Origin of the sequence: Niallia sp. FSL W8-1348 (genome assembly GCF_038006745.1) — a bacterium.
GTDB lineage: Bacteria > Bacillota > Bacilli > Bacillales > Cytobacillaceae > Niallia > Niallia alba.
This window is the reverse complement of the sequence record NZ_JBBOVV010000001.1, coordinates 1,213,948-1,239,579: the sequence shown is the minus strand read 5'-3', so window position 1 is coordinate 1,239,579 and position 25,632 is coordinate 1,213,948. Positions and strand designations below refer to the sequence as shown.

The 25,632-nt window shown below is 36.5% G+C and carries 26 protein-coding genes and 1 pseudogene; 22 read left to right on the top strand and 5 right to left on the bottom strand.

Annotation, left to right across the window (positions count from 1 at the left end; translation table 11 throughout):
* The first annotated feature begins 9 nt into the window (after nt 1-9).
* From NST60_RS05860 to cysK, 7 genes are all read left to right on the top strand, one after another.
* The gene (locus NST60_RS05860) at nt 10-276 is read left to right on the top strand and encodes a hypothetical protein (protein ID WP_341098358.1); all 267 of its coding nucleotides are present in this window, start codon (nt 10-12) and stop codon (nt 274-276) included.
* A 275-nt stretch (nt 277-551) separates the two neighbouring features.
* Nucleotides 552-1,097, top strand: a complete 546-nt coding sequence (locus NST60_RS05855) for a YwhD family protein (RefSeq protein WP_016204285.1) — start codon at nt 552-554, stop codon at nt 1,095-1,097.
* Nucleotides 1,098-1,124: 27 nt separating this feature from the next.
* On the top strand, nt 1,125-2,186 hold the full coding sequence (locus NST60_RS05850) for an LLM class flavin-dependent oxidoreductase (RefSeq protein ID WP_101730602.1): 1,062 nt from the start codon (nt 1,125-1,127) through the stop codon (nt 2,184-2,186).
* Nucleotides 2,187-2,189: 3 nt separating this feature from the next.
* Nucleotides 2,190-2,756 carry an NADPH-dependent FMN reductase gene (locus NST60_RS05845; RefSeq protein WP_101730433.1) on the top strand — a complete coding sequence of 189 codons (567 nt, stop codon included), beginning with the start codon at nt 2,190-2,192 and terminating at the stop codon, nt 2,754-2,756.
* A gap of 582 nt (nt 2,757-3,338) precedes the next feature.
* The gene (locus tag NST60_RS05840) at nt 3,339-4,583 is read left to right on the top strand and encodes an MFS transporter (protein ID WP_016204283.1); all 1,245 of its coding nucleotides are present in this window, start codon (nt 3,339-3,341) and stop codon (nt 4,581-4,583) included.
* Between the two features lie 196 nt (nt 4,584-4,779).
* Complete coding sequence (locus NST60_RS05835; RefSeq protein WP_016204282.1) at nt 4,780-5,403, top strand: lysozyme family protein; 624 nt, start codon at nt 4,780-4,782, stop codon at nt 5,401-5,403.
* A 15-nt stretch (nt 5,404-5,418) separates the two neighbouring features.
* Nucleotides 5,419-6,339: a cysteine synthase A gene (cysK, locus tag NST60_RS05830; RefSeq protein WP_016204281.1), complete on the top strand. Its 921-nt coding sequence runs from the start codon at nt 5,419-5,421 to the stop codon at nt 6,337-6,339.
* 118 nt (nt 6,340-6,457) lie between these two features.
* On the opposite strand, the gene NST60_RS05825 is transcribed toward cysK, so the two are convergent.
* The 3 genes from NST60_RS05825 to NST60_RS05815 all read right to left on the bottom strand — a co-directional run bounded on the left by NST60_RS05825 (nt 6,458) and on the right by NST60_RS05815 (nt 9,280).
* A complete protein-coding gene (locus NST60_RS05825; protein WP_016204280.1) occupies nt 6,458-6,946 on the bottom strand; it encodes a DedA family protein in 489 nt (162 codons plus the stop codon).
* A gap of 430 nt (nt 6,947-7,376) precedes the next feature.
* Nucleotides 7,377-8,813, bottom strand: coding sequence for a DDE-type integrase/transposase/recombinase (locus tag NST60_RS05820; RefSeq protein WP_016205479.1), 1,437 nt, complete (start codon nt 8,811-8,813; stop codon nt 7,377-7,379).
* A 209-nt stretch (nt 8,814-9,022) separates the two neighbouring features.
* The gene (locus tag NST60_RS05815; RefSeq protein ID WP_341098357.1) at nt 9,023-9,280 is read right to left on the bottom strand and encodes a hypothetical protein; all 258 of its coding nucleotides are present in this window, start codon (nt 9,278-9,280) and stop codon (nt 9,023-9,025) included.
* 199 nt (nt 9,281-9,479) lie between these two features.
* Here NST60_RS05815 and NST60_RS05810 point away from each other — a divergent pair, with 199 nt between their 5' ends.
* The 13 genes and pseudogenes from NST60_RS05810 to isdG all read left to right on the top strand — a co-directional run bounded on the left by NST60_RS05810 (nt 9,480) and on the right by isdG (nt 19,675).
* The gene (locus NST60_RS05810) at nt 9,480-9,779 is read left to right on the top strand and encodes a phasin family protein (RefSeq protein ID WP_016204278.1); all 300 of its coding nucleotides are present in this window, start codon (nt 9,480-9,482) and stop codon (nt 9,777-9,779) included.
* Nucleotides 9,780-9,792: 13 nt separating this feature from the next.
* Nucleotides 9,793-11,451: an ABC1 kinase family protein gene (locus NST60_RS05805; protein WP_101730430.1), complete on the top strand. Its 1,659-nt coding sequence runs from the start codon at nt 9,793-9,795 to the stop codon at nt 11,449-11,451.
* Nucleotides 11,452-11,614: 163 nt separating this feature from the next.
* Entirely contained in the window at nt 11,615-11,806 is a 192-nt protein-coding gene (locus NST60_RS05800) for a hypothetical protein (protein WP_101730429.1), read from the top strand.
* Between the two features lie 256 nt (nt 11,807-12,062).
* Nucleotides 12,063-12,236, top strand: a pseudogene (locus NST60_RS05795) (NEAT domain-containing protein); the annotation flags it as partial.
* On the top strand, nt 12,213-13,001 hold the full coding sequence (locus tag NST60_RS05790; protein WP_341098356.1) for an NEAT domain-containing protein: 789 nt from the start codon (nt 12,213-12,215) through the stop codon (nt 12,999-13,001). The pseudogene NST60_RS05795 and the gene NST60_RS05790, both read left to right, overlap by 24 nt.
* A 166-nt stretch (nt 13,002-13,167) precedes the next feature.
* The gene (gene isdE, locus NST60_RS05785) at nt 13,168-14,052 is read left to right on the top strand and encodes a heme ABC transporter substrate-binding protein IsdE (RefSeq protein ID WP_212121115.1); all 885 of its coding nucleotides are present in this window, start codon (nt 13,168-13,170) and stop codon (nt 14,050-14,052) included.
* Entirely contained in the window at nt 14,045-15,046 is a 1,002-nt protein-coding gene (locus tag NST60_RS05780; RefSeq protein ID WP_016204273.1) for a FecCD family ABC transporter permease, read from the top strand. Before isdE ends, NST60_RS05780 begins: the two co-directional genes overlap by 8 nt.
* Nucleotides 15,036-15,809, top strand: a complete 774-nt coding sequence (locus NST60_RS05775) for an ABC transporter ATP-binding protein (RefSeq protein ID WP_016204272.1) — start codon at nt 15,036-15,038, stop codon at nt 15,807-15,809. The genes NST60_RS05780 and NST60_RS05775 overlap by 11 nt, the downstream gene beginning before the upstream one ends.
* A 27-nt stretch (nt 15,810-15,836) precedes the next feature.
* Nucleotides 15,837-16,607 (top strand): class B sortase, encoded by a 771-nt coding sequence (gene srtB, locus NST60_RS05770; RefSeq protein WP_016204271.1) that lies wholly within the window; start codon nt 15,837-15,839, stop codon nt 16,605-16,607.
* 2 nt (nt 16,608-16,609) lie between these two features.
* The gene (locus NST60_RS05765; protein WP_341098353.1) at nt 16,610-17,554 is read left to right on the top strand and encodes an ABC transporter substrate-binding protein; all 945 of its coding nucleotides are present in this window, start codon (nt 16,610-16,612) and stop codon (nt 17,552-17,554) included.
* A 5-nt stretch (nt 17,555-17,559) separates the two neighbouring features.
* Entirely contained in the window at nt 17,560-18,555 is a 996-nt protein-coding gene (locus NST60_RS05760; protein ID WP_101730422.1) for a FecCD family ABC transporter permease, read from the top strand.
* Nucleotides 18,555-19,331: an ABC transporter ATP-binding protein gene (locus tag NST60_RS05755; protein WP_169188033.1), complete on the top strand. Its 777-nt coding sequence runs from the start codon at nt 18,555-18,557 to the stop codon at nt 19,329-19,331. The genes NST60_RS05760 and NST60_RS05755 overlap by 1 nt, the downstream gene beginning before the upstream one ends.
* An 11-nt stretch (nt 19,332-19,342) precedes the next feature.
* Complete coding sequence (gene isdG, locus NST60_RS05750) at nt 19,343-19,675, top strand: heme oxygenase (protein ID WP_016204267.1); 333 nt, start codon at nt 19,343-19,345, stop codon at nt 19,673-19,675.
* A 312-nt stretch (nt 19,676-19,987) separates the two neighbouring features.
* Here isdG and NST60_RS05745 read toward each other — a convergent pair whose 3' ends face one another.
* The gene (locus NST60_RS05745; RefSeq protein ID WP_341098350.1) at nt 19,988-22,192 is read right to left on the bottom strand and encodes a choice-of-anchor I family protein; all 2,205 of its coding nucleotides are present in this window, start codon (nt 22,190-22,192) and stop codon (nt 19,988-19,990) included.
* A 205-nt stretch (nt 22,193-22,397) separates the two neighbouring features.
* Between NST60_RS05745 and NST60_RS05740 the strand changes: the two genes are divergently transcribed.
* On the top strand, nt 22,398-23,540 hold the full coding sequence (locus NST60_RS05740; protein ID WP_341098349.1) for a zinc-dependent alcohol dehydrogenase: 1,143 nt from the start codon (nt 22,398-22,400) through the stop codon (nt 23,538-23,540).
* 439 nt (nt 23,541-23,979) lie between these two features.
* Nucleotides 23,980-24,402, top strand: coding sequence for a NusG domain II-containing protein (locus tag NST60_RS05735; RefSeq protein ID WP_016204264.1), 423 nt, complete (start codon nt 23,980-23,982; stop codon nt 24,400-24,402).
* A 421-nt stretch (nt 24,403-24,823) separates the two neighbouring features.
* Here NST60_RS05735 and NST60_RS05730 read toward each other — a convergent pair whose 3' ends face one another.
* Entirely contained in the window at nt 24,824-25,162 is a 339-nt protein-coding gene (locus tag NST60_RS05730) for an ArsR/SmtB family transcription factor (RefSeq protein WP_169188035.1), read from the bottom strand.
* Nucleotides 25,163-25,632 lie beyond the last annotated feature (470 nt).

The window sequence follows — 25,632 nt, the reverse complement described above, 5'->3', positions numbered from 1 at the left end:
ATAAAGGGGATGAAAACCAAAAAAGCAGTAGTAGAAGGAAAAAGTGGTGTTCATAAGGGGGATGAAAACCAAAAAAGCACCAGCACAAGGAAAAAGTGGCGTTCACCAAAGACAAGAAAACCAAAAAGCAACGACACAAAGAAAAAAGCGTTCATCAAAAGAACAAAAGCCGAAAAAGTTACTAACAAACCCAAAAAAGCCTCCACACCCACCCAAACCCACTATTTTCAATCAACTAGACTCATACATAGCCCACTCAAAACAAAGGCAAACTAAACAGAACTCGGATTAATCTTTGTACATAGAAATATTCATTCCCCTAGCAAGCAGAATAATTGCCATGAAACGCCATCGGTCTTAATATTACAATCAAGACAAGTCATTTAGAAGGAGTAATTAATCTCCAAAAGAAATGTCTTATGTTTGTAAAGCAAAAGCGTAAGTGGCTTGTGGAACTACAACTCAGCACAACCTAGTGTGGGCAGAAGTAACATTTCTCGCTCAAAACGAGAATATGAATTAGGGAAGAGAAAGGTGGAGCAAAAGAAAACATGGACAATAAAAAGCAAGGTTCATCCCCCAAAAATGCACAATTTAATATTTTACGAAATGACCCTACAAAAGGTGATGGTGGATATGGAGTTGGCTCTATTTCTTTAGAGAATGTTACACCAATCATTATCGACCGAGAAAGCCAGGAAGTATTTATTGATGTAGGTGCTATGCATGGCAGAAGTAAAGTAGAACAGAAAGTATTTTTTAAGGATGTGACGAAAGAAGAAGTCCTAGATTTAGATCCACATAAATATTGGGTTATTTGGATTGCGTTAGACAGAAATCAGGATGGTGCTTATTATTCTGGAGCAGGTGCTTGTGAAATCTTGGTAGCAAAGCAAATGAAAGAAGGAAGCAGGAAACGATTTGGCTATAAGTCGATGCCTGAGCATGTAAATAGTCTCGATAAAGCAATCAAACGAAGATTTGCACTAGAGAGTATGGAGGACGAATCAAAGCAATCGCTAAAAAAGTTCCTTGTAGATTTTAACAATGAATATTGGGAGAGATCGCCTGAGGAATTGAAGAATAGTCTTAATTAAATGCAGGATAGAAGAAAGGTGAATCAATTGAAAAAATACGGACTAGATCCAAAAGGGTTAGAGTTTGGAATCTATACATTAGGGGATCATTTGCCCAATCCACTTACAGGAGAGCGAATTTCTGCAGAAGAACGTGTGCATGAAATTATCGAATATGCAAAATTAGCAGATCAAGCGGGTCTAGATTTCTTTAGTGTAGGGGAAAGTCATCAAGAATATTTCATCACACAAGCGCATTCGGTTGTTTTATCAGCCATTGCACAAGCAACGAAAAATATAAAAATTGCCAGCTCCTCTACGATTATTAGTACATCTGATCCAGTTCGAGTGTATGAGGATTTTGCAACAATCGATTTAATTTCTAAAGGCCGTGCAGAAATTATTGCTGGTCGTGCATCTAGAGTCGGTTTATTTGATTTGTTAGGTTATGATCTTCGTAATTATGAAGAATTATTTGAAGAAAAGTTTGAACTATTGATGAAAATTAATGAAGCGGAAGTAGTGAATTGGAGCGGGGAATTCCGTGCACCGTTAAGAAATGCGAAAGTTTTGCCACGTCCTAAAAATGGCTTTATTCCGATTTGGCGAGCGGTTGGAGGGACACCAGCAAGTGCAATTAGAGCAGGGATGGTAGGAGCCCCAATGTTTATGGCACATTTAGGCGGTCCAGCATCTGTATTTAAACGCACAGTTGACGCATATCGCGAAGCAGCAAGAAACAGTGGCTTTGACCCTGCAGAATTACCCGTAGCAACAGCAGGCTTTTTCTATGCAGCAGAATCATCTCAACAAGCTTTAAAAGATATGTATCCACATATTAATGAAGGCATGAAAAAAACAAATGGAGCTGGATTCCCAAAACAGCATTTTGCACAAGGCGTAGATCCGCATAATATTATGAATATCGGAAGCCCGCAGCAAATTATAGAAAAAATTCTTTATCAACATGAAATGTTTAATCATCAACGCTATATTGCACAAATTGACTTTGGTGGAATGCCATTTAAAAATGTCATGAAAAATGTGGAAATCATTGGCTCAGAAATATTGCCGGCTATTAGAAAATATACAAAAAAATCGGAGGCATAAGAAATGAAAATTGTTGGTTTATCCGGTTCAAAGGTCGGATCAAAAACAAGAACAGCAATGGATTACACAATGAAGGCTATTACGGATAATTATCCTGAAGTTGAGATAACGTTACTCGATTTAGCGGACTATGATATCCAATTTAGTGATGGAAGAAATTATCTGGAATATGAAGGTGATACCGGATATGTCACAAAAACTTTAATGGAAGCAGATGCAATAATTATAGGTACACCGGTTTTCCAAGCATCGATTCCTGCTACCTTAAAAAATATTTTTGATTTATTGCCGCAAAATGCTTTTCGCGATAAAGTAGTTAGTATTGTCGTAACAGCTGGTTCATCCAAACATTATTTGATTGCGGAACAGCAATTGAAGCCAATTTTGGCTTATATGAAAGCACAAATCGTGCAAACTTATGTATTCATTGAGGAAAAAGATTTCTACCGCAAAGAAATTACCGACGATGACGTATTATTCCGTATCGAACGGTTAGTGGAAGATACCATCGTATTGACGGAAACTTTTACGGAAATTAGAGAAAAGAAGGAAGCAAAGTACGATTTTTAATAAAAAGTAAAAATTAGTTTTTAAGCATTCCTTTATGTATTTTATATACATTTTAGTCTAATAAGTATTTTATGATAAGGAAACCTGGAGTTATTAATTCGTTAACTGAAAGAAAAAAGATGGAGAGCAAGAAGCGGGGGGGGGATGGTCTTCTGCTTCTTATTTATTGAAAAAGTAGTTGGTTTAGTTGATAAAATCGTATTTTTGCTAAAAAAAGCTATCTATTAAACATAATACCAATCATTTACATAATTTTTGAAAAAAGCGAATAAAAAATTTACTCTGTAAGCGATTGTTTCCAGTACTATGCTTATGCTATGATTAATTGGAATACAAAACGAAGCGGAGGTTTTCCTTTTGACAGCATCAATGAGATTAAGATTCCCACTTTTCATCGTTAACTAAATACGTTTGGATAGTCTTCTATTAAGAAGAACGGGATTGGTCTGTCTATTTATTGGAAACCTAATATTGGTTAATAAAAAGAGGGGAGAATACCAGGTCTTCGCTCTTTTTTTCTGCTCTTATAGACATAGATAGACTTATTCACATGAAGAAAAAATTAGAATGTGAGGTTTATAAATGAGTACAGTTAATAATAAAGAAAATTGGTATCGGAATATCGTGTTATTTCTTAGTAGTCAGACGATTTCTCTATTTGGATCGTCGCTTGTACAGTATGCGATTATGTGGCATATAACGTTAACAACCGAATCGGGTCTGATGATGACGTTATATATCCTTTGTGGATTTCTTCCAACATTTATTTTATCGCCAGTCGCGGGGGTTTGGGCAGACCGCTATAATCGTAAGCTATTAATTATGCTGTCTGATGGACTTATTGCGTTTGCAACATTGATATTGGCCATTCTCTTTTTAATGGGATATGATCCAATTTGGCTACTATTTGTGATGGCTGCTGTTCGAGCGTTTGGGACGGGAATACAGACACCATCTGTCGGTGCGATTTTACCGCAAATTGTTCCAAAGGAAAAGCTGACAAAGGTCAATGGGATTAACGGAAGTATTCAGGCGATTATCATGTTTGTATCGCCAATGGTAAGTGCTGCCCTATTAACATTGGCATCAATTGAAACAATATTTTTCATAGACGTTGTGACAGCAGCAATTGCTATTTTTACCTTGCTTGCCTTTTTAAAGATACCTGCACATCAAAAAGCAACAGAGGAACAAACTACCAGCTATTTTAGTGATTTCAAAGAAGGGCTTAAGTATGTAAATAATCATGCCTTTTTGAAAAAATTCTTTGCCTTTTTTGCGATTTTCTTTGTGCTTATGGCTCCAGCAGCATTCCTAACTCCTTTGCAGGTTACGCGTAGCTTTGGAGATGATGTATGGCGGTTAACTGCTATTGAGATAGCCTTTTCCATTGGAATGATGGTAGGAGGAGGAGTCATCGCATCATGGGGAGGATTTCAGAATAAAATAAAAACAATGACACTTGCCAGCATCATTATGGGAGTTTGTACCGTTGTACTTGGGATTATTCCGTTCTTCTGGATCTATTTAGTGTTCATGGCACTATTTGGTTTGGCAATGCCAATCTTTAATACACCAACAACTGTTTTATTACAGGAAAAAATAGAAGAAGGATTTTTGGGAAGAGTTTTCGGCGTAATGGGAATGATTTCTACCTCAATGATGCCAATAGGGATGTTAATATTTGGTCCACTTGCAGATTTTATTGATATAGAGTGGTTATTATTGGGAACCGGGGCGTTTATTATTATTTTGTCCTTTTTCTTAGGAAGAGACAAAGTCCTAATCGAAGCAGGAAAGCCTACTTCTACTGTTCAAGAATCATGATGTAACTCTAAGACTTAGTTAATGCATTTTCTTTTGCATTAGCTAAGTTTTTTATTTTTTTAAGGAAAAATAAAAGTTCTCTTTCGCAGGGAATGAAATTCCATATTGTTTCTTGTATAATGAATTAATGTATCAGGTAACGGCAAAAAAATCAGGAAACGTTTAATCGTTTTTTAAGCGTCAACGAGGGATAGGGATGAAGAGAAGAAGAAAAACTGTGACGAACACAATAATTGTCTTAATAGTAGTTATATACTTTGGCTATTTATTTGTTAATAGTACAATCAAACAAAATAACCAACAAAGATTGTTGAAATATTTACCAGAAATTGCGAATGAATTAGAATTAAATGAATTAAATGCAGAGGAACTTTCCCCCATTTTACTGGCTATTATGGATCAAGAAAGTCATGGTAAGGGAAATGATCCGATGCAATCCTCTGAATCAGCAGGACTAAAAAGAAATGCAATTGAAGATCCTTCAGAAAGTATTAAGCAGGGAGTTTTTCACTTTGCAGAAATGTACAAGTATGGTCAGAAGCAAGGGGTGGACATAGAAACAATCATCCAAAGCTATAATATGGGACCAGGTTATATTGACTTTATTGTTAGTAATAGTCAGGTTGAACATAGTGAGGAATCTGCAAAGACCTATTCAGAATATATGGTCGAACGATCGCCAACCATTTACACCTGTAATAATGACAAGTTGAATTTTAGATATCCATATTGCTATGGTGACTTTACTTATGCGGATAAAGTAACATCTAAGGTAAAAGAAATGAGCAGTATAATTGAAAAATATGCTCGCAGATTATAGGAGGAACAGTGAAAAATGAAGCTGTACAAATCTGTACTTGAATTAATAGGGAATACACCAATTGTTCAATTAAATAGAATACCAACCCCAACTAGGGCAGAAGTATATATTAAGTTAGAGTCTTTTAATCCTGGCGGAAGTGTAAAAGACCGTGCGGCATTAAATATGATTGAAAACGCAGAAAAAGAAGGGAAGCTTATCCCAGGAAAAAGCACGATTATTGAACCAACATCAGGTAATACTGGAATAGGAATTGCGATGGTAGCGGCGGTGAAGGGCTACCGTTGTATCATCACGATGCCTGACAATGCAACAAAGGAACGTGTGCAAATTTTAAAAGCATATGGAGCCGAGGTTCATTTAACTCCAGGCAGCAGACGAATGCAAGGAGCAATTGATGAAGCAAATCGCTTAGCAAACGATATAGAAGAAAGCTTCATTCCAATGCAGTTTGAGAATCCTGCAAATTCAGACGCGCATCGAGGTACAACGGCTGTAGAAATTTATGAAGCTTTTGAAGGAAAGTTAGATGCACTTGTCTTGACAGCAGGGACAGGTGGAACTGTTACTGGGGTCGGAGAAGAATTAAAGAAAATGATTCCTAGTATAAAAATATATGTAGTAGAGCCATTTGGTTCACCAGTATTATCAGGTGGTAAACCAGGACCACACAAAATTCCAGGGACAGGCCCAGGATTTATTCCTAAAATCTTGAACCGTGCTATTTTTGATGAGGTATTATTGATTAAAGATCACGATGCTGAAGTAATGGCAAGACGTCTTGCAGCGGAAGAAGGAATCTTTGTAGGGGCATCTGGTGCATCAAGTGCGCATTTTGCTGTACAAATTGCTAATGAACTTTCAAAAAATGCTAAAGTTCTATGCATAGCACCAGATACAGGAGAGCGTTATTTATCTTCGGATTTATTTGCTTGAGTTATATTTGTTAGAAGGGGGTAGTCCTTGTTTATCGGACTACCCCTTTTTGTTTTAGAGTGGGATAAAACTTCTGTTCCATTTTTTGGAAAAACAATAAAGAGGAGTGTATTCCATTTTAAAAAGGAAGCACTCCGATATAGTAACCAATGATATTAAAAAGCAAGCACCACAAAAAGGAACCAATCGCAGCGAATAAAATGTATTTTGAAAGATTCATCCCGGAAACGCCTGAAAAGTAGGAAGTTAATCTTCTGACACCTGGGATGAAATTGGCAATAACTATTGTCCAAGGGCCATATTTATCAAACCAATTTTCGACTCGTTTTAATTTGCTAGGTGTAAGCTTGATCCATTTTCCGTGTGTAAGTAGAAATGGCTTTCCAATTTTTTTACCTAATGTGTAATTAATAACCATGGCACTAAGGGCACCAATAAAGCAAATAATATCAGCAAGTAGGAAGTTCATCATGGAAATGGAAGTAAGGTAACCTACAAAGGTTAATAAAGCTTCATCTGGAACAGGAATGCCTAAACCGCTTAATGCAAAAAGCGCAAAGATGGCAATGTATCCGTATTGGGAAATGAAATGTATGGAAGCACTCATTTTATATTTACTCCGTTCTTTAATTCATAAAAATTAGCTGTTTGTTACTGTAAAAAGGTTACTTACCTTTTAAAAGAAAAACACAGTACAAATAGTAACTAGGTTCAAAAAAGCGCACTTTACATGACAAGTGAAGTCGAGAAGTTTTGCGCCTTTCTTATCATACAGGCAAATAAAGAAAGGTAGTGTCAAAACTTCTATGAAAAAGTAACCTGAAGTCTTTTTCTTCTTTCCTTTTTGAAGTGGAGAGGCTCGCAATCGCTCTTGACAAACACACCAATGGTTTGAATTCAGGTTATCAAGGGCGAAGGGGACAAAAGAAGGCATGCCAAATAAGCCCTTGATTTTTTCCATTTTAAACCATTGGCAAGTTCGGTTTGTCAAGAGTTCGCTCCGCCGATTGCTGGTTCAGGGCTCAGCTAAACAAAAGCTAGGTTGTTTGTTCTATAATCCAATCTTGAGCTAATCCAATTAGCTTAGTCCATCTTGCTGGCATATTGGGAAGCTGAAGTAACTCTGGATGAATCACAGGTACTTTTCCTTCTAAGGCTGAATGAGGCCGTAGAAAGTTAAAGTATGCGACAAACAAAGTGACGAAAGAAACAGATCCATGATCAGATCCAAACCCATGAGTCGAGCGATAATTTCCTTTAAACGTTCGATTGAGTCGTTCAATAATTTGCTTGAGTGGTCGGTATTCTGTTGATACTGGATCTTCGTTGGTTAATCCAATGACTTGCTTCACATCAAACGAAATATCATGTTGGGCAAAGAAATGTTGGGCTAATAGGTAAATCGGATTGCCATCTACAATAAACGTGAGGTTTTTAGGGATTTCCTTCATCTTTAGAAGAACCTCATCGATAGCCAGAATGGCTGACTGAGTATCTCGATTAGGAGAAACAGGATAAGACAGAATAATCTTTTTTACGGCATCAAAAAAGAAGAATAAATAATGCCAGCGACCTTTCACTCGAATGTAGGTCTCGTCTCCACAGAATTGATCAGAAAGCTCATAAGGATAATGGTCCACATAAGGTTTAAGCATCAGTGCTACGCTATTTTCGTAATTCAAAATGCTTTGGTGGGAGATGGATACACCATGTACATCCTTCATGAGTGCAGCTGTTTTACGGGCTGACAACCCATAGTTCACATGGTAGGTCAAAATCAGTCCCAATGTATGTGGCGACACATATAGTCTTGATAAATCTAACTTTGGTTTCTGAGGTGAACGCTTCGATAAGGGTTGGTAATCGATACGAAACTGACGGAAAATATAACGCATTTTAAATGCCTGTGGATCCTTTTTAAACTGTTTTTTCTCTTTTGAAGATAGTCCATTTTGTTTCTTTTGGTAATAAGAACAGTCGTTGTTTTTACACTTGAATACATCGAAATCTTTTCTCTCTTTGACCTTTTCAAGCGTTTTAGCACAGTGAGGACATTTTAAAATTGCCTCTTTTGAATAATGATTTTTTTGGTTAAACAAACATGTACACACCTTGCATTGATACTGTCCCTTGTCTCCGTTATTTGCATAAAGAAAATCAGATGGAGCACCACACTTTGGACATTTTATGCTGGAAGGAACAGTTGTTTTTGAATTTGAGTGTCTTCGAACAGGTTTAAGGGGTTTCCCATTTTTCTCCTGATACTCATTCAAAAGAAGTTTATAATCAAACTTTTGTAGGGTTTCGATGATTGGGAGGTCGTCTACCTGTAGTTTTCGATAAGGCTTATTTACAGGTTTTTCTACAGGTTTATCAAACATACTTTTCCCAATCAAAAGAGTTAATAATGTTCGAATAACCTGATCTTGGTACTTAATAAAAGTAAGTAAATAGGTTATAATTTGAGGGTACAATTTGTCACTTCCTATTCTAGGTTGTTGGGTGTGTGGTAACCTCAATTATCCTTAGAATTCAGGGGGTGGCAATTTTTTTGCTCAAAAAGCCCTCTATTATAGGATATAATAGCCTATTTCTATATAAAGTTTTGACAATACGTAAAGAAAAAGGGGAGTAATTTTATTTAAAAAATGAGTTCTAAGAAGTTGATTTTTACATAATTTGATTATGATTTACTAACAATATAATAAACAAAAATGAAAACAAGAATCAGGGATTGAGTCCAGATTACTTTATTGCTGACCCCTGCTCTTTTTTCTAGAAAAAAGATATAGCTGTTTATGAGGGCAAATCCTAAAATAAGAGTAGGTGAGGAAAATGAATGATCTAGGGGCAAGATAGCATTTGCAATAAATAGAGAGACAATAAGCATTCCGATGGAACCAAATACTAGTTCGATATACAGCCTTCTTTTATCCTCCAAAATTTTGTCACCTCCTGTAATGAAAAAATAACCATAATTTCCACTTATAAGCATATCATAAATATGTTGCGCATAAACGAGGAAATTACACCCGAATGATTTGACTTTGGATCTTATTTGGATTACTTTAATGACAAATAGAAAAGTAGTCTTTGGGAAAATGAAATATGCTAGAAAAAATATAAGGAGGTATTCAAAGATGAGAACAACGATTGAAAAAGCACTTTCCTTAGGTTTAGGTTTAGCAATTGCAGGTAAAGAACAAGTAGAGAAAACAGTTGAAGAGTTAGTGAAAAAGGGAGAGGTTAGCAAAAATGAATCAAAGGATTTAATCAATCATTTGATTCAAAAAGGAGAGGAAATGAAAAGTCAGGTTGAAGCAGTTGCAAAAGAAAAGGTTAATGCTGCATATGGAGAATTGAAGCTGGCTACTTTAGAGGACATACAGAAATTAGAAAAAAGAATAGAGGCATTAGAACGAAAAAATCTCGACGAATAAAGTAGGTTTATAAATGGGTGTAAGTAAACGTATTAGACAGATGAAAAGATATCGTAAAATAACGTCTATTCTCGCTCGTAACGGAATAGGCTTTTTTTCCAATAAGATGGGCTTGGAGGAGAAGTTTTTTTTTCATAAAGAGCACCCTCCTAAAAGCACAGGACGTCGCATTCGCTTAGTTTTGGAAGAACTAGGAACAACCTTTATTAAGCTTGGGCAGATTGCCAGTACCCGTCCTGATTTAATCCCACCTGAAATAATTAATGAGCTAAAGGAGCTGCAGGATCAGGTGCCTCCTTTTACATATGGAGAAGCAGTGCGGATTTTGGAAGAGGAATTAGGAGATTCTGTAGATCATCTGTTCAAGCACTTTTCTGAGACTCCTTTGGCGGCAGCGTCCATTGGGCAAGTGCATAAAGCGATCCTTAAAGATGGAACAAATGTTGCTGTAAAGATACAGCGTCCTAATATTCATGCAATCATCGAAACAGATTTAGAAATTATCGCTGATTTAGCTCGAATCGCTGAAAATACATGGGCATGGGCGAAACAATATGGTCTTCGTGAAATAGTTGATGAACTAGCAAAAGGGCTGCTTATTGAACTGAATTATGGAATAGAAGCACGTAATATGGAGCGCTTTTTAGAGCAGAACAGATCTTTAGGATATGTTATCATCCCGTCTGTTTACTGGGATTATTCTACAAAGAAAGTATTGACGATGGATTATATAGAGGGAATAAAGCTATCCGATCACAAACGTCTCGATGAAGCTGGAATCGATCGAGAACTACTTGCAGAAAGATTAGCATACACGATTTTCTACCAGATTTTAGAAGTCGGTCATTTTCATGCAGATCCTCATCCTGGAAATGTTCTTGCACTCCAGGATGGGAGAATCGTTTTATTAGATTTTGGAATGGTAGGACAACTTTCTTCCTATACGAAAAAGAATTTTGCATCCTTTGTGGTTGCACTTCGCAATAAAAGCACAAAAGGGATTATCCGTGCTATTTCTGATTTAGGAATGATTCCTGAAAATGTTGATATAAAAAAATTAACTGCTGATGTCGAAGAAATGCGTGATAAATATTACGATATTCCATTGCAAGATGTAAGTGTTGGAGAAGCGATCAATGATTTATTTATCATTGCGTTTCGTCATAATATTCGCATTCCATCGGAGTTAACGCTTTTAGGTAAGTCATTGATGACAATGGAGGGCGTAGTCGTTGCCTTAGATCCTACTTTTAGCGTATTTGATGTCGCAGAGCCTTTTGGTAGAAAGCTTTTCTTAGATAAGCTTAAGCCTTGGAAAATAGTCAAAAACATTGTAGAAGAGATTCCTGAATATTTTGCTTCTCTAAAAGATATTCCGTTGACGGCTAAACAGTTTATGGGGATTTTGAGAAAAGGAAAAGTGGAGGTAGAATTTACATCCCCACAATTAGACTTATTAATCAAAAAGATAGATCGCTTCAGTAATCAGATCGCCTTTAGTATTGTTTTACTGGCTCTAAGTATTGTCATGGTCGGTCTGATAATTGGTGTAGCAATGAGTGGTGTACAAACAATTCTCTGGAAATTTCCGATTATTGAAATTGGCTTTTCTATCGCCATGTTGATGGTTGCATGGCTCATTTATTCCATTTTTCGGTCAGGCAGGTTCTAACCAGAATAGGAATTTAGTGATAACCTAATTGTAAAAAATATATTATTTTCTTTCTGATTAGAGAGGGAAAATACGGGATAAAGTTTTTGCGAAATAATAAATTCTTGCCTTTATATGTTATAAATAACTGCAAAGTATGGATAAAAGTAAAGGGAATTAGTGAATGGAAAATGAATTTGAATTCGAATTCGAAGTTATTTTGCTAAAAATATATAAAGTAGAAAGAACTTATAGTCATAAAAGTGCCGAAAATGCATCGTTTTGCGTTTTTGGCACTTTTTTTATGGAATTAAGTAGCGGTAAGGAAAAGGGAATTAATACTAAAAAAGCATATTGGAATAATAAAAACAATTGAGAATCTATTGAGAAAACACTATTGACAATGAGAATCAATATCATTTACTATTCTTTATAGAGAATAAATTTCTAGTAAAAGACAAGTTGGAGGTGGAAGTTAACTTTATTTGTACAGTAATTATTTTTTTATTAGGAAAGGATGGGGAAATTTTGCAAAGGTTACAGAACGTGAGCAAATCACTCACAATCATGCTATTAATCGCTTTAATTTTTTTAGGAATAGCTAATCCTACTTCGGCTGCTCCTCAAGTCAATTTATCATTGCATTTAAAACAGAGTTTAATGGACAACTAGTAGATGCAGAAATTGTAAAAGAAGATACTGAAAATCAACTAAGAACATTAAAGTTTCCAATCGAAGATCTTACGAAAGTAGTTAATACCCATTTAACGATGTCCTATGGAATGACGCATGAGGTTCGCATTATTCCAGATAAGAATACGCTTACATTTGTTAGTGATCCAAGTGAAGAAGAGCAAACTCCAGGAGAAGAGGAACAAACACCTGGTGAAGAAGAACAAACTCCAGAAGAAGAGGAAACAGATAATGGCATTTTAAAAGACGGCGAATACACGGTTGATTACTCTGTTTTACATGGGACTGAAAATGAGCCGTCTATGGCAGACAGTTATTTTACAAAACCAGGTAAATTAATCGTAAAGGATGGAGAAATTGTTGCTCAAGTAGAGATGCAATCGGAAAATATTAAAGAATTACAAGTACAATCACAACCAGTTAAGATTGTAAGCAGTAATGAAACAACACAGGTAGTTGAGTTTCCAGTAAAAGATATTTTTAATCCAGTAAATGCGAGAATTCATGTAGTGGTAGAAAGCATAAATTATGACCATTGGTATGATATTCGTTTCCAATTTGATACATCAGATCTGCCGATAGCAGATAATGAAACAGGTGGACAAAAAGAGGAACCGAATAATGACGATGGAAACAATGATTCTGCTAGTGGAAATGGCGAAGACTCTAACAAGGATGATTCTTCAAATACTACTGATGAAGATTTAAACTATGATCGAAATGGAGACCAAGATAGTACCTCAGAAACAAATACAGACACCAATGGAAGTGTGATTAATGCTAAAACAGGTGACACTGCGCAAATAATGCTGTATGCAGCTTTAATGATTGTTTCTTTCGTTATTATAGCGAGAAAATACCGAACAAGAACTTTATAAAAGTTAAATTAAACTGGATACGTCCTATGAATGGTTTCTGCCTCCTTTAGATACTTTCAATCTATTTTTAATCCTACATAATAACATACACTCAAAGTGATTGAGAGAGTTTGGGAGGCTTGAATCTTTCAGTTTCGGTAGAAAAAAGAGCAATAGGAGGATAGAAATGAAGTATTGGAAGATATTCTTTTCCTGTATATGCCTCCTACTGCTTGTAAGTTGTTCTCTGAACACACAAGCAGAAATAGAAAAAAAACAAGTGGAAGCAAATGAGGAAAATGACAAGATTGTTGCAACAACATTGGCAATTACGGAGATTATGGATGCCTTAAATCTCGATTTAGTAGGAATACCAACTACACAGTACGATATACCAGCAAGATATAAGAATGTAACAGAGGTAGGAAATCCGATGAGTCCTGATATGGAAATCATTCAATCATTGCAGCCAACAGATGTTCTCTCTGTCACTACCCTAGAGTATGATTTGAAAGATTCATTTGACCAGATGAACTTATCTGCTCAATTTTTAAAACTAGATAGTGTGGAAAACATGCTTGATACAATTATAGAACTTGGAAATAAGTATGAGCGAATGACAGAAGCAGCAGAACTAAGATCGTCTATTGAAAAGAAAATGGAAAGTATAAAAAAACAAACGGAGCAAGAAAAAACTCCGACTGTGTTAATCCTTTTAGGTGTGCCTGGTGGAAGTTATCTTGTTGCTACTGAAAATTCATATGTTGGTAATTTAGTAGAAGTAGTAGGAGGAAAAAATGCTGTTACCGGGCAATCAGCTGAGTATATTTCTGCTAATACGGAATATTTACAGCAAACGAATGCAGATGTCATTTTGCGATTATCGCATGGTGTGCCAGAACAAGTGGCAGAGGAGTTTCAAAAAGAATTTTCAGAGAATGATATATGGAAGCATTTTAATGCAGTAAAAAACAATCGAGTTTTTGATTTACAAGAACCTATCTTTGCTACTACTGCGAATTTAAACATAAATGAAGCGATGGATCAATTGGTGGAGATGCTTTATGAATAAGGGACGTGAAAGGAATAAAATAGTTATTTATTTTTTGCTTGTTAGCATCTTCCTTGTTTGGATGATTGTCTACTCTGCATTAAAAGGTAGTATCCCCATTGGTATTTCACAGCTAGTCAGCGGTTTAATTCACGGAGGCGATGAACAGGTAGAAGTAATCAAGGATTTGCGTTTTCCACGAATAATTGTCGCAATATTTACAGGAGCAGTGCTTTCTGTTTCGGGAGTATTGTTTCAGGCTGTTATGAGAAATCCGCTAGCTGAGGCAGGGATACTAGGTATCTCTTCTGGAGCAAGCTTTTTTACCTTTTTCGGCATTTTGTTTTTGCCAGGCTGGTATATTAGCGAAACCCTTTTTTCATTTATAGGAGGAACAATTGCTTGTATTATTATTTATTGGCTTTCTTGGAAATCTGGTTTAAAACCGCTAAGAGTTATTTTAACTGGGATAGCAATTAGTGCGATGTTTACTGGTTTAAGAGATGCTTTAATTAATATTTGTTCCTTTTTAAATATTTCTGTTGGAGCAACAAATGCTTCTAATTTAACCATGAAAACATGGGAAGATGTACAAATTATTGTCGCATGCGGTGTTGTTCTTTTAGCTGTAGCTTTTTTTGTCAGTCCTTGGTGCAATTTACTAAGGCTTGAAGATAAGAAAATTGCAAACCTTGGAATCCGAATTCATTGGGTGCGTATTTTTGTTTCTGCTATCGCTGTTTTACTAGCATCTGTTGGAACTTCTGTTGCAGGAGTAATCATGTTTGCAGGACTCATTATACCGCATATTGCAAGACAGTTAATAGGCACCAATCATTATATCTTAATTCCATTTTCGGCATTATCAGGCGCTCTACTGCTGCTTTCAGCTGACACATTTGGCAGATTGTTAATTGCACCTTTAGAGATTCCCGCATCAACGCTGATGGCTATTATTGGGGGACCATTCTTAATTTTTCTATTGAGAAAGGGGGAAAAGATAAATGGAATTTAAGCAAATTTCGTTTGCTTATCAAATGAAGGGAACATTTATTAAAGAACTATCTGGTACGATAGAAAAAAACAAAGTTACTTCTATTATTGGTCCGAATGGCTGTGGTAAATCGACCCTGCTTTCCCTATTAGCTCGAAATCGAAATATTGATGCAGGCAGTATTACATTAAGTGGAAAAGAACTGTCTGAGTATAAAGCTAAAGAGATTGCTAAAAAAATTGCAATGGTCTATCAGAATAATCAAACGTCTGAAGATGTAACGGTAGAGGATTTGATTCGCTTTGGAAGAGTTCCCCATAAAAGTCTTTGGCAGAAGGATTCAACGGAAGACGAAAAAATAGTGGAATGGGCAATCCAATGTACAAATCTGCAAAGCTATAAACATATTTATTTAAATGAACTATCTGGTGGTCAAAGGCAGCGAGTATGGATTGCGATGGCATTAGCGCAAAAAACAGATATTTTATTTTTAGATGAGCCAACAACCTATTTGGATATATATCATCAAATAGAGTTATTGCAATTGGTTCGAAAATTAAATGAAGAATATCAAATAACGATTGTAATGGTACTGCATGATATTAACCAAGCATTGCGATACAGCGACTATGTGATTCTAATGAAGGATGGAAAAATAATTGCTTCAGGAGAACCAAGCGAAGTGATTACAGAGAAAAATATTAAAGAAATATATCAAGTAGATATTATGCTGAATACCGAAAAAGAGACAGGTGGTTCTTATATTATTCCTTTAGGAATATAGCGGCGGTGCTGGAAAGGGGAGGAAATCATGAAAACGGAAAAACGAAAGCATCTACTTCAGCGAATCATTACACTCATTGCCGCAGGAGTTTTTCTCTTCTCTTTCTATAAATTAGTGCCGATTCTATATGATTATTATACGAATAATAGAACGTTAGAAAGTGTACAACTGGTTTATGAATCAGGCAGGAACGCAGCAGAGGAAAGTGGCGAAGGCCAAGTTCGCACATCGTTTCAGCCGCTATTGGAAATAAACAAGGATATTGTTGGCTGGATAACAATTGATCAAACAAAAATTGATTATCCGATTTTACAATCGAAAGATAATGAGTACTATTTGACCCAAAACTATAAAAAACAAGATACACGAGCAGGGAGTATTTTTTTAGACTACAGAAATGACAATAAATTAGAAAATAATAAGAATACCATTATTTATGGACATCGAATGAAGGATGGAAGTATGTTTGGACAGTTAAAGAAATACTTAGATAAAGATTTCTTTAAAAGCAATAAGACCATCTATTTGGATTCATTATACGAAGGTTATGATGTCGAGGTTTTTTCAGTCTATCAGACGACTACTTCCTTTTATTATATTGAGACTGAATTTCCAGATCATCAGTCTTTTCAGAAGTTTATTGATCAGGTTAAAGAAAAATCACTTTTTTCATCAGAAGTATCTATAAACCAAGAGGATACAATTGTTACATTATCTACTTGTGATTATGCCGTTGACTCCTTAGAAGGAAGATTAGTAGTGCATGGAAAGTTAGTTAAACGGGGAGATGGTGAATAAAAATGTTTTTAAGCAAAGGAATTAAATTCTCTTCCTTCTTCTGTGTACTAGGTCTTCTGGTTGCTTGCAATCAGAATGTAGATACAACGAATAAGGAAGCGTCTATCCAAATAACCGATTTCGCCAATCGAACAGTGGAATTCGCGGAAGTACCTAAAACGATTGCAGCCTTAGGAAGCGGAGATGTTGATCTTATGAATGCCTTTGGGATAAAGGTGGCAGGTAAACCTACAAAGGAAGCAGATAATCTAGTTGATTCTTCGTTAAAAGATGTTCCGGAAATAGGTACTACCCATGAGATTAATTATGAACAAGTTGCCCTTATTCACCCTGAGGTGGTTTTGGCAAATGTAGCTTTTAACCAGGACGATGTTACAGCAATCGAAGGCGTTGGATCAAAGGTTGTTCTAACAGAAGCTAATTCTATAGAAGATATTAAACGACAAATTAACCTGTATGGACAAATGCTTCAAGAGGAATCGGAAGCAGCAGAGATAACAGAAGCATTGACTCGTAAACTGGAAGAAATAAAAAACCAGGCCGTGAAGGAGAATAAAAGAGTCTTGCTAGTTTATGGAGCTCCTGGCACATACATGGCGGCACTTCCTAATTCTTTAAGTGGAGACATATTAACACATGCTGGAGGAATAAATATTGCAAGTGATTATCCTGCCTTAGAAAAATTCTCGCAATATGCACAAATTAATACAGAAAGAGTAGTGGAAGCAAACCCTGATGCTGTTTTGCTTATTACACATGGCAATCCAGGTGAAATCAAGAAAAGCTTTTTAAAAGAAATGGAACAGAATTCAGCATGGAATAGTATCACAGCGGTGAAGGAAGGAAAGGTAGAAGTATTACCAAGTGAGTTGTTTGGTACGAACCCAGGCACCAAAGTAACAGAAGCTGTGTTCTATCTGGTGGAATTGCTCAATAGCATGGAGTGAAAAGAATGGATGTATCAGAAAGAAAGAATAGAAGAATAGTAGTGATTATCACCTTGCTTGTCTTATTAATAGTGGCAATTTATACAGGGTTATCATTAGGGGCTGTTAAAGTCAATCTTTCTCAAATTCTTCAGGTTTTGAAAGGAAATGGAGAAGAAGTATATGAGACGATTATTTATAATTTAAGATTACCTCGTATTATCATTGGTTTATTAGTGGGAGCATGTTTGGCAGCCTCAGGTGCATTGTTACAAGGAGTCATGAAAAATCCACTAGCTGATCCTGGGATTATCGGTGTTTCCGCTGGGGGTGGACTTGCGGCTATCCTGACAATGGTGATTTTTCCAGCATATAGTTATTTATTGCCTTTCCTCGCATTTATTGGTGCCTTTACAGCAACAATATGTATTTATTTATTTGCATGGGATAAAGGAGCTTCGCCTGTAAAAATCGTTTTGGCAGGAGTGGCAATGAATGCATTACTTGGAGCAATGACAAATGGAGTGATGGTTTTATACAGTGATCGAATTCAGTCTGTGATCGGCTGGTTATCCGGTGGTTTAAACGGGAGAGGCTGGTACCATGTTGAGATTATTTTTCCCTATGCAATAGTGATGCTTCTACTTAGCTTCTTTACGATAAAACCGATGAATATCCTTATACTTGGGGACGAATCAGCAAAGCTTTTAGGCCAAAATGTAGAATGGATTCGACTTGTGATTATTCTACTAGCCTCATTTCTAGCGGGAATTGCCGTTAGTGTGGCTGGACTAATTGGTTTTGTAGGTTTGGTTGTGCCACATATGATTCGCTTGTTAATTGGTGAGGATTATCGTTATTTATTGCCATATTCTATAGTAGGAGGTGCTGTCTTAGTTGTTTTGGCAGATACTGTTGCAAGGACAGCTTTCGATCCAATAGAGCTGCCGGTTGGAATATTATTAGCAGCGTTAGGAGCCCCGTTTTTTATTATTCTTTTAAGAAAAAGGAGAATCGTTTAATGGGTGCACTAAAAACAAAGAATCTTACATTTATCCAAGGTGCTTTTCAAATAAATCAATTATCCTTAGCAATCGAAGAGGGAAAAATGACGGCTATTGTCGGGCCAAATGGTTCTGGAAAATCCACCTTATTAAAATTATTTGCTAGGCTTTATAAAGCAGAAGCGGGAGAAATCCTTTTAAAAGATCTACCCATCACCCAGATAGGTCGTAAGGAATTTTCCAAAAAGATAACAATGTTACTACAATCAAAAGAAACTTTTCCTAATATAACCGTGGAAGAATTGGTTTCCTATGGAAGAACTCCTCATCAAAAAGGCTTATCAAGGATGAATAAAGAAGATAGAGAAATACTTGAATGGGCATTACATGAATGTCAGTTAATGAGTTACAAAGACCGCATGCTGCATACTCTTTCAGGCGGTGAATTGCAAAGAGCCAGAATTGCCATGGCTTTAGCTCAAAAGACAGAGGTTCTGTTATTAGATGAACCAACTACTTATTTAGATATAACCCATGTGATGGAGCTTATGGAGTTGATGAAAAAAATAAACCAAAAATATGGGATGACCATTGTAATGGTCTTGCACGAGCTCAGTTTTGCTGGTGCATATTGTGACAATTTAGTAGTGATGAAGAAAGGTAGTGTTTATAAGGCAGGAAATCCCCAAGACATATTAACGTCTAAACTTCTAGAAGAAGTATATGAAATTGATGCCATGATTAAATACGAAAATTCTTTTCCAATGATTATTCCAAATAAAAAAAATTGGTAGGAGGAACAAATATGTATATCGTAACGAATACAGTAAAAGTAGAAACAGGTTATGCCGAAGGATTTATTGAAAGATTTAATCGTGTTGGTAAAATTGAAACAAAACAAGGATTTATGGGGCTGGAAGTATTGCTAACAATGAAAACAAAAGGTTATGAAGAAATTACGATTGTGACTAGATGGGAAGATATGGATGGTTTCTTAGGATGGATAGGAAGCGAAGAGTTTAAAGAATCCCATGCTCACCGTGATGGAATACCTCCTTTTATTATTGAAAATAAAACAACTCACTACGAGGTAAAAGTGCAAAGAAAGCCGATTCCGAATAAATTAGCTGCAAACTAAGGATTATGATGGTTATTCATAAAAGGGAAAAGAAGACCATGGATAAGAATGGAATATATCCAAACAACCATGGTTCTTCTATGATTTCTCTTTCTGATTAGATCATTTTATCCTTTGGCTGTTTTCTAAAGGATTGTTGTTTTTTTCAATAGGAGAAAACAATTAGTTGGAAAAATGGAGCAGCCGGAATACACGAAGACGCCACGGGGATTAGCGAGACAGTCTGAGACCCCGGAGGTGAGGAGGCTCAGCGTCAGCGCGAGCCCCACGGAAAGCGAAGTGTATTCCGGCTGCGGGTAATCGCAACAAACTTTACGAGAACAGCCTATCCTTTTTTTGTTGATGACGATAAACTAGGAAATAACTGCCTCCACCAAGCAGGATAAGTAGTGATCCATATAGTAACAGGGAATAATGAGCTGTTGCTGTATTTGGTAATGGCTTTCCTGTTTCCGGTTTAGGATGGTTGTTATTAGTATCATTATTTTCTAGAAAATCATCTATTTGATCAGCTGTATCTTCTCCAGAATTTTCGTTATCCTCGTCAGTGGAATCTGCTGGTACATCCTCTGGGTCTTCCTTATCAGGTGTATTCACCGGCGTTTCTTCCTCTTCCACTGGTTTCTCTCTTACAGTAATGTTTGCTACCATACGATTTTTGCTATCTTTTGTTTCTACTATAATAGAAGCTGATCCTTCTGCTATTCCAGTTACTAATCCTTTTTCATTCACGGTAGCAACATCTGGATTAGTGCTAGTCCAAATTAGTTCTGTGCTAACCGTTGTATTTTCTGGCAGAATAGAAGCTTCGAACTGAAAGGTTTGTCCTATCTCGATACTAATCGATGTTTGATTTAGTTCTATTGATTCAATTGGAATCAGCGGATTTACTTGATATTCATTAACAGCTACTGTTCCGCTCACTTCATTCCCAACTAGTAGCAGCGGTTTGTTAGTAGGACTGTTCTCTGCTTGGATAAAGGCAAGTCCTTCTGGAGCAACATCCCCACTAATCGTTTGTGAAAAATCTCTTGTATTCGTATAATTTGCAAATGTGGCATTAGAGGGATTGGTAATATTGTAAGTCATTACGCCACTAATGCGTTCTAAGCCAATAAATGCATAAAGCTCATTTCCAATCATGCCTACTTTCACATCTTCTGGCTCCGGCCCTTTTTTTGCACTTCGTTTTTCAAATACATCATCATCGTTTGACCAGTTGAAGTAGTCTGGGTAACGCTCGGCTGTAATTTCTTCAAACTCACTGCCACTATCAAAAACGAGTTCCATTGTATCTGCATTCCAGATGGAGAACGAACGCCCACCTAGAGTGTATATCGCATCGTTTCCACGGTCGGTCAGTACTTCTAACTTGTCATAATCACCAGAGCTTTTCATACGCTCGAAAGCAGCTTCTGCCTCTTGTTGAGTAAATCCTTTAAATAACGACGGATCTAGTTGGATGGAATCTTTGATCTTTTTGAAATCCTTTACGTTAACAAATTCCTCCCATTCTGTCGCATCACCTTCATTTGCAGTTAATAAATATGTCATTCCATCTTTCTCGATTACATCAATCGAGTCTGGCATATATACACCTAAAATTGGTAATGATTCGATTTCAATTTTATCATTTCGTGCTGCATCCAATCCGTTGCCTGGCAGAGAGTGATCTTTAAAGCCTAATGACTTTACTGAAATTATTTTTCCTGTTTCCACATTGATTTTTGCAATAGCATTATTTTCTTGTAGGGAAACGAATGCAGTCTTTCCATCTTCTGTAAGGCTGATGTATTCAGGCTCTAAATCGTGAACCGCATCAGCTAAGGAACCATTGTTTCGGATATGCACATCGGAATCTATTACACTAGTATTATCAAAAAGAACCGTTTTCGCTTGTTTTGTTTCATAGTTAACAATGGTAACAGAGCCTTCTGGATCTGCTCCATTTTCTAAGCCCATTCTTGGTTCTGCTTCATTTGCAGATAGAATATGGTTACCATCTTTAGAGATTATGACATTATCAGGCTGAACTCCAGCTTCAAATGTATGTAGGATATTTCCGTCATAATCTAAGATTACAATACGTCCATTTTTTGTATAATCGGCATCTTGAACTGCAGCTGCAATTATTTGGTTTTCCGTATTAATATCAATACTAGTTAAATCTCCATATTGAAAGGAATTACTGTTAAGTAGTTCTGCAATATTAATAGATTTTTCTTTGGATAAATCTTGATGTGTATTTGTTTTTAAAGAAGAAAGGTCTACGATATCAATGGTTTGCAGTTTTCCATTAATGACATAGAATTTTTGATTATCTGGATTGTACTTAACGATTTCCGCGCCGCCGCCATCTTTATCTGTTAACCCCGTACTGTAGGAAGCGATCTTTTTCACATCAATTGTATCCGAAAAGGTTGCAGCGCTTACAGAATAGGGAGCCATAAAATGAGAAAATCCGAGTATACAGGTTACAGATAAGGCACTAATTGTTTTAACAAATGTTTTTTTCATTTTTTCCTCCTAAAAAATTGTAGATATTTGTAGAAACATTCCTTTGTATAGTAAAGGTTTATTTTTTTGTAAGCATGTCGGTAGTGTAATTTTCCTGTATAGATTTTGTAAAGATAATGTGAGCAGGTGGGGAAATATTTGGATGTTTGTTTTCTCTTCTTAAATTGGTATAGATAAACATTCTATGAAACAGGAGGAGTTTGCAATGAAGGCTGTCACTTTTCAAGGAACAAAAGATGTACAAGTAAAACAAGTGGAAGATGCGAAGCTCCAAAAGAAAGATGATATTGTTGTTCGAATTACCTCAACTGCAATTTGCGGCTCGGATCTACATATATACCAAGGTGCACTTCCTACTGAAAAAGATTATGTAATAGGACATGAGCCAATGGGAATTGTAGAAGAGGTAGGCCCTGAAGTAACAAGAGTTAAAAAAGGAGATCGTGTAGTACTGCCGTTTAATATATCTTGTGGACATTGTTATTATTGCGAGCATGAGATGGAAAGCCAATGTGATAACGCTAATCCAAATAAGGATATTGCAGATACAGGAGCATATTTTGGCTTTACAGAAAGATATGGAGATTATCAAGGAGGACAGGCAGAATTATTACGTGTCCCATATGGGAATTTTGTACCTTTTGTTATCCCAGAGTCTTGCGAATTAGAGGATGAAGCTTTGTTATTTATGTCCGATGTCCTTCCAACAGCGTATTGGAGTGTTGAAAATTCAGGGGTAAAAGATGGCGATACAGTTGTAGTACTAGGCTGTGGACCTGTTGGGTTAATGACCCAAAAATTTGCTTGGATGAAGGGTGCGAAGCGTGTTATTGCAGTTGATAATATTCCTTACCGACTAAATCATGCGCAAAAAATGAATCAAGTAGAAATCGTTAATTTTGATAACCATGAAGATACGGGTAACTATCTAAAAGAACTAACATCTGGTGGAGCAGATGTAGTAATCGATTGCGTAGGAATGGACGGAAAGAAATCTGCTATGGAAGCAATTGGACAAAAATTGAAGCTCCAAGGAGGAACTCTAAGTGCGATTGAAATTGGCATGAATGCTGTGCGCAAATTTGGTACGATGCAACTGACAGGGGTTTATGGTTCTAAATATAATATGTTTCCATTAGGAAACATATTTGAACGAAACATCACCGTTAAAACAGGACAAGCACCAGTTATTCATTATATGCCAATGCTGTTTGATTGGATCTCCTCTGGAAAAATGGATCCAACGGAAATCATTACACATCGCATTTCATTGGATGACGCAAGCAGCGCTTACCAAATGTTTAACGACCATGAAGATGAAGTCATTAAAGTTGTATTAAAACCTTGATTGTATAGAGACTAATTATATAAACCTAACAATTATATGGAGATTCTAATCAAATTTTCGTATAATTGTTTGGGTTTTTTTATTCATTTTAAATAGGGTTTGTGGTGATCACCCGCAGCCTGAACACACTTCGCTTTCCATGGGGCGAGCGCCAAGCCTGGGCCTTGGACTTTCTCGCCTACGTGTATCCCGTCTGCTTTGTATTTCCTACTCATTATCTTTTCTTTAAAAAAAGGATGGAACGAGTTGGTTTCGCTACTAAATGAGAGATTGTTTGTCTTTATCTATTATATATTTTGTTTTGTCCCAGCCTTTTGTATTTTTGCTAAGCCTTTAAACATATGGCAATTTATCGACGATTTGTCCTTATCCATATGTTTCTACTATCAAAACCTTTATAATAGAAGTGTAAATTAGCTAACAGAGAGGGACGTTTTCGATGAGAAAATACTCCAAGATGATTAAACCCTTTGATATTATAATGGTCGTTCTCCTCTTAGTCATTTCATTTGTCCCAATGGCTGTATTTGCGATGAGCCAAAGTAAGGAAGAAGAAGGCAATAAAGTTATCGCAATTATTACACAGGACGGTAAAGTCATCCGAGAAGTAGAATTAACAGGCCATACGGAAAATGAACAATTCATGATAAAAGGAAAAGGAAAACAATATAATTTAATCGAAGTGGAAAATGAGCAAATCAGAATTAAAGAAGATAATAGTCCAGACCAGATTGGCGTCAAAATGGGATGGAAAGGCATACCCGGACAAACAATTATTTGCTTGCCCCATAAAGTTTTAATTGAAATAGTAGCAGAGAAACCGGAAGAGACGGAAGATAATGGCTTGATCTTGTCTCATTGATTGCCATTTATATTTTTAACCACATTATTTTAATAAAAAGAGGCTGGGACATAAGTATTCCAGCCAAGGATAATTCCGAACAATTATACGAAGATGCTAATGAATGTTCCGTATAATTGTTCGGGCTTTTATTTGTTTTTCAAAGGATGTTTCCATGAAGTTTGGTGCGATTCCCCGCAGCCGGAATACACTTCGCTTTCCATGGGGCTCGCGCTGAGCCGCTTCGGCCTGTGGCCTGCAGGGTCTCAGACTGTCTCGCTAATCCCATAGGAGTCTTCGTGTATTCCGGCTGCTCTGTTTTTCCAACTAATTATATTTCCTCTTGTAAAAAGTATGCGAAAGCAGCCGCTATTTACTAGCTATATTAGAAATTGTTCGTCTTTACAGAGTATCTATTTAGTTATGTCCCATCCTCTTTTTATCATGATTTCATTTCATTTACTTTATCTAAAATTGTAATGGTATCGATTAAATGATTGTTAAAGATTTTTTTTGCAACAGATAGAAGTTCAATGATAGCAGGATCTCTAAGCGAGTATATGACTCGGTTTCCTTCTTTGTTTCCAATAACAATATTTTTAGAGCGAAGAATACTTAATTGTTGAGAAACAGCTGATCCTTCTAATTCTAAAAGCTCAAGAATTTCATTAACACTTTTATCCCCTTGTGCTAGAATTTCTAAAATTTTGATTCGTAAAGGGTGGGCTAATGCTTTAAAAAAATCTGCCTTAAATTGTTGAATATCAAGATTGTGCGACACGTTGCTAATTGAAAAGATTAGCCACTAGCTTAAAGCTAGGAGAACTAAGAATCTGAAGAGTCGAATGATGGGGTAACGCCCTGAAAGGCTCGCCTAATCCTCCGAATAGCGTTCAGGTGGTGCAAAACACTTGAAGGTTATAAGCTCGGTGAAGTCGGTTGAAGGTCATCCTAACGAGAAAGACGAGGAAAGCTCTCTGGAGGCAGAGGGTATGGCTGATAGACCGGGGTTCTACAAGATAGTCTATGGTGAGAAATTAGATGTCACAGCCATCTATTGACGAAATTCCGAATGTACGGCTCTAGAGGTATAGCTATTCGAAATGGATAGTCCCGCATGTCGGGGTTAGTGAGGTAGAGTAAAATTTGTCTTTATGAAATACCTTATGGTGTTACAGGCACCATCCAGCTAACAGGGCTAGAGGAATCACCTACGGATTGTGAATGAATAGATAGGATTCTTGGAACGTG

Excerpts from the sequence above, each read along its gene's own strand:
- NST60_RS05735 (WP_016204264.1), top strand. The coding sequence starts at position 23,980 with ATGAGAAAATACTCCAAGATGATTAAACCCTTTGATATTATAATGGTC.
- NST60_RS05780 (WP_016204273.1), top strand. The coding sequence starts at position 14,045 with ATGAATAAGGGACGTGAAAGGAATAAAATAGTTATTTATTTTTTGCTT.
- NST60_RS05765 (WP_341098353.1), top strand. The coding sequence starts at position 16,610 with ATGTTTTTAAGCAAAGGAATTAAATTCTCTTCCTTCTTCTGTGTACTA.
- NST60_RS05805 (WP_101730430.1), top strand. The coding sequence starts at position 9,793 with ATGGGTGTAAGTAAACGTATTAGACAGATGAAAAGATATCGTAAAATA.
- NST60_RS05855 (WP_016204285.1), top strand. The coding sequence starts at position 552 with ATGGACAATAAAAAGCAAGGTTCATCCCCCAAAAATGCACAATTTAAT.
- NST60_RS05740 (WP_341098349.1), top strand. The coding sequence starts at position 22,398 with ATGAAGGCTGTCACTTTTCAAGGAACAAAAGATGTACAAGTAAAACAA.
- NST60_RS05860 (WP_341098358.1), top strand. The coding sequence starts at position 10 with ATGAAAACCAAAAAAGCAGTAGTAGAAGGAAAAAGTGGTGTTCATAAG.
- NST60_RS05800 (WP_101730429.1), top strand. The coding sequence starts at position 11,615 with ATGGAAAATGAATTTGAATTCGAATTCGAAGTTATTTTGCTAAAAATA.
- NST60_RS05755 (WP_169188033.1), top strand. The coding sequence starts at position 18,555 with ATGGGTGCACTAAAAACAAAGAATCTTACATTTATCCAAGGTGCTTTT.
- NST60_RS05825 (WP_016204280.1), bottom strand. The coding sequence starts at position 6,946 with ATGAGTGCTTCCATACATTTCATTTCCCAATACGGATACATTGCCATC.
- cysK (WP_016204281.1), top strand. The coding sequence starts at position 5,419 with ATGAAGCTGTACAAATCTGTACTTGAATTAATAGGGAATACACCAATT.
- srtB (WP_016204271.1), top strand. The coding sequence starts at position 15,837 with ATGAAAACGGAAAAACGAAAGCATCTACTTCAGCGAATCATTACACTC.
- NST60_RS05775 (WP_016204272.1), top strand. The coding sequence starts at position 15,036 with ATGGAATTTAAGCAAATTTCGTTTGCTTATCAAATGAAGGGAACATTT.
- NST60_RS05760 (WP_101730422.1), top strand. The coding sequence starts at position 17,560 with ATGGATGTATCAGAAAGAAAGAATAGAAGAATAGTAGTGATTATCACC.
- NST60_RS05845 (WP_101730433.1), top strand. The coding sequence starts at position 2,190 with ATGAAAATTGTTGGTTTATCCGGTTCAAAGGTCGGATCAAAAACAAGA.
- NST60_RS05810 (WP_016204278.1), top strand. The coding sequence starts at position 9,480 with ATGAGAACAACGATTGAAAAAGCACTTTCCTTAGGTTTAGGTTTAGCA.
- isdG (WP_016204267.1), top strand. The coding sequence starts at position 19,343 with ATGTATATCGTAACGAATACAGTAAAAGTAGAAACAGGTTATGCCGAA.
- NST60_RS05745 (WP_341098350.1), bottom strand. The coding sequence starts at position 22,192 with ATGAAAAAAACATTTGTTAAAACAATTAGTGCCTTATCTGTAACCTGT.
- NST60_RS05790 (WP_341098356.1), top strand. The coding sequence starts at position 12,213 with ATGACGCATGAGGTTCGCATTATTCCAGATAAGAATACGCTTACATTT.
- isdE (WP_212121115.1), top strand. The coding sequence starts at position 13,168 with ATGAAGTATTGGAAGATATTCTTTTCCTGTATATGCCTCCTACTGCTT.
- NST60_RS05835 (WP_016204282.1), top strand. The coding sequence starts at position 4,780 with ATGAAGAGAAGAAGAAAAACTGTGACGAACACAATAATTGTCTTAATA.
- NST60_RS05840 (WP_016204283.1), top strand. The coding sequence starts at position 3,339 with ATGAGTACAGTTAATAATAAAGAAAATTGGTATCGGAATATCGTGTTA.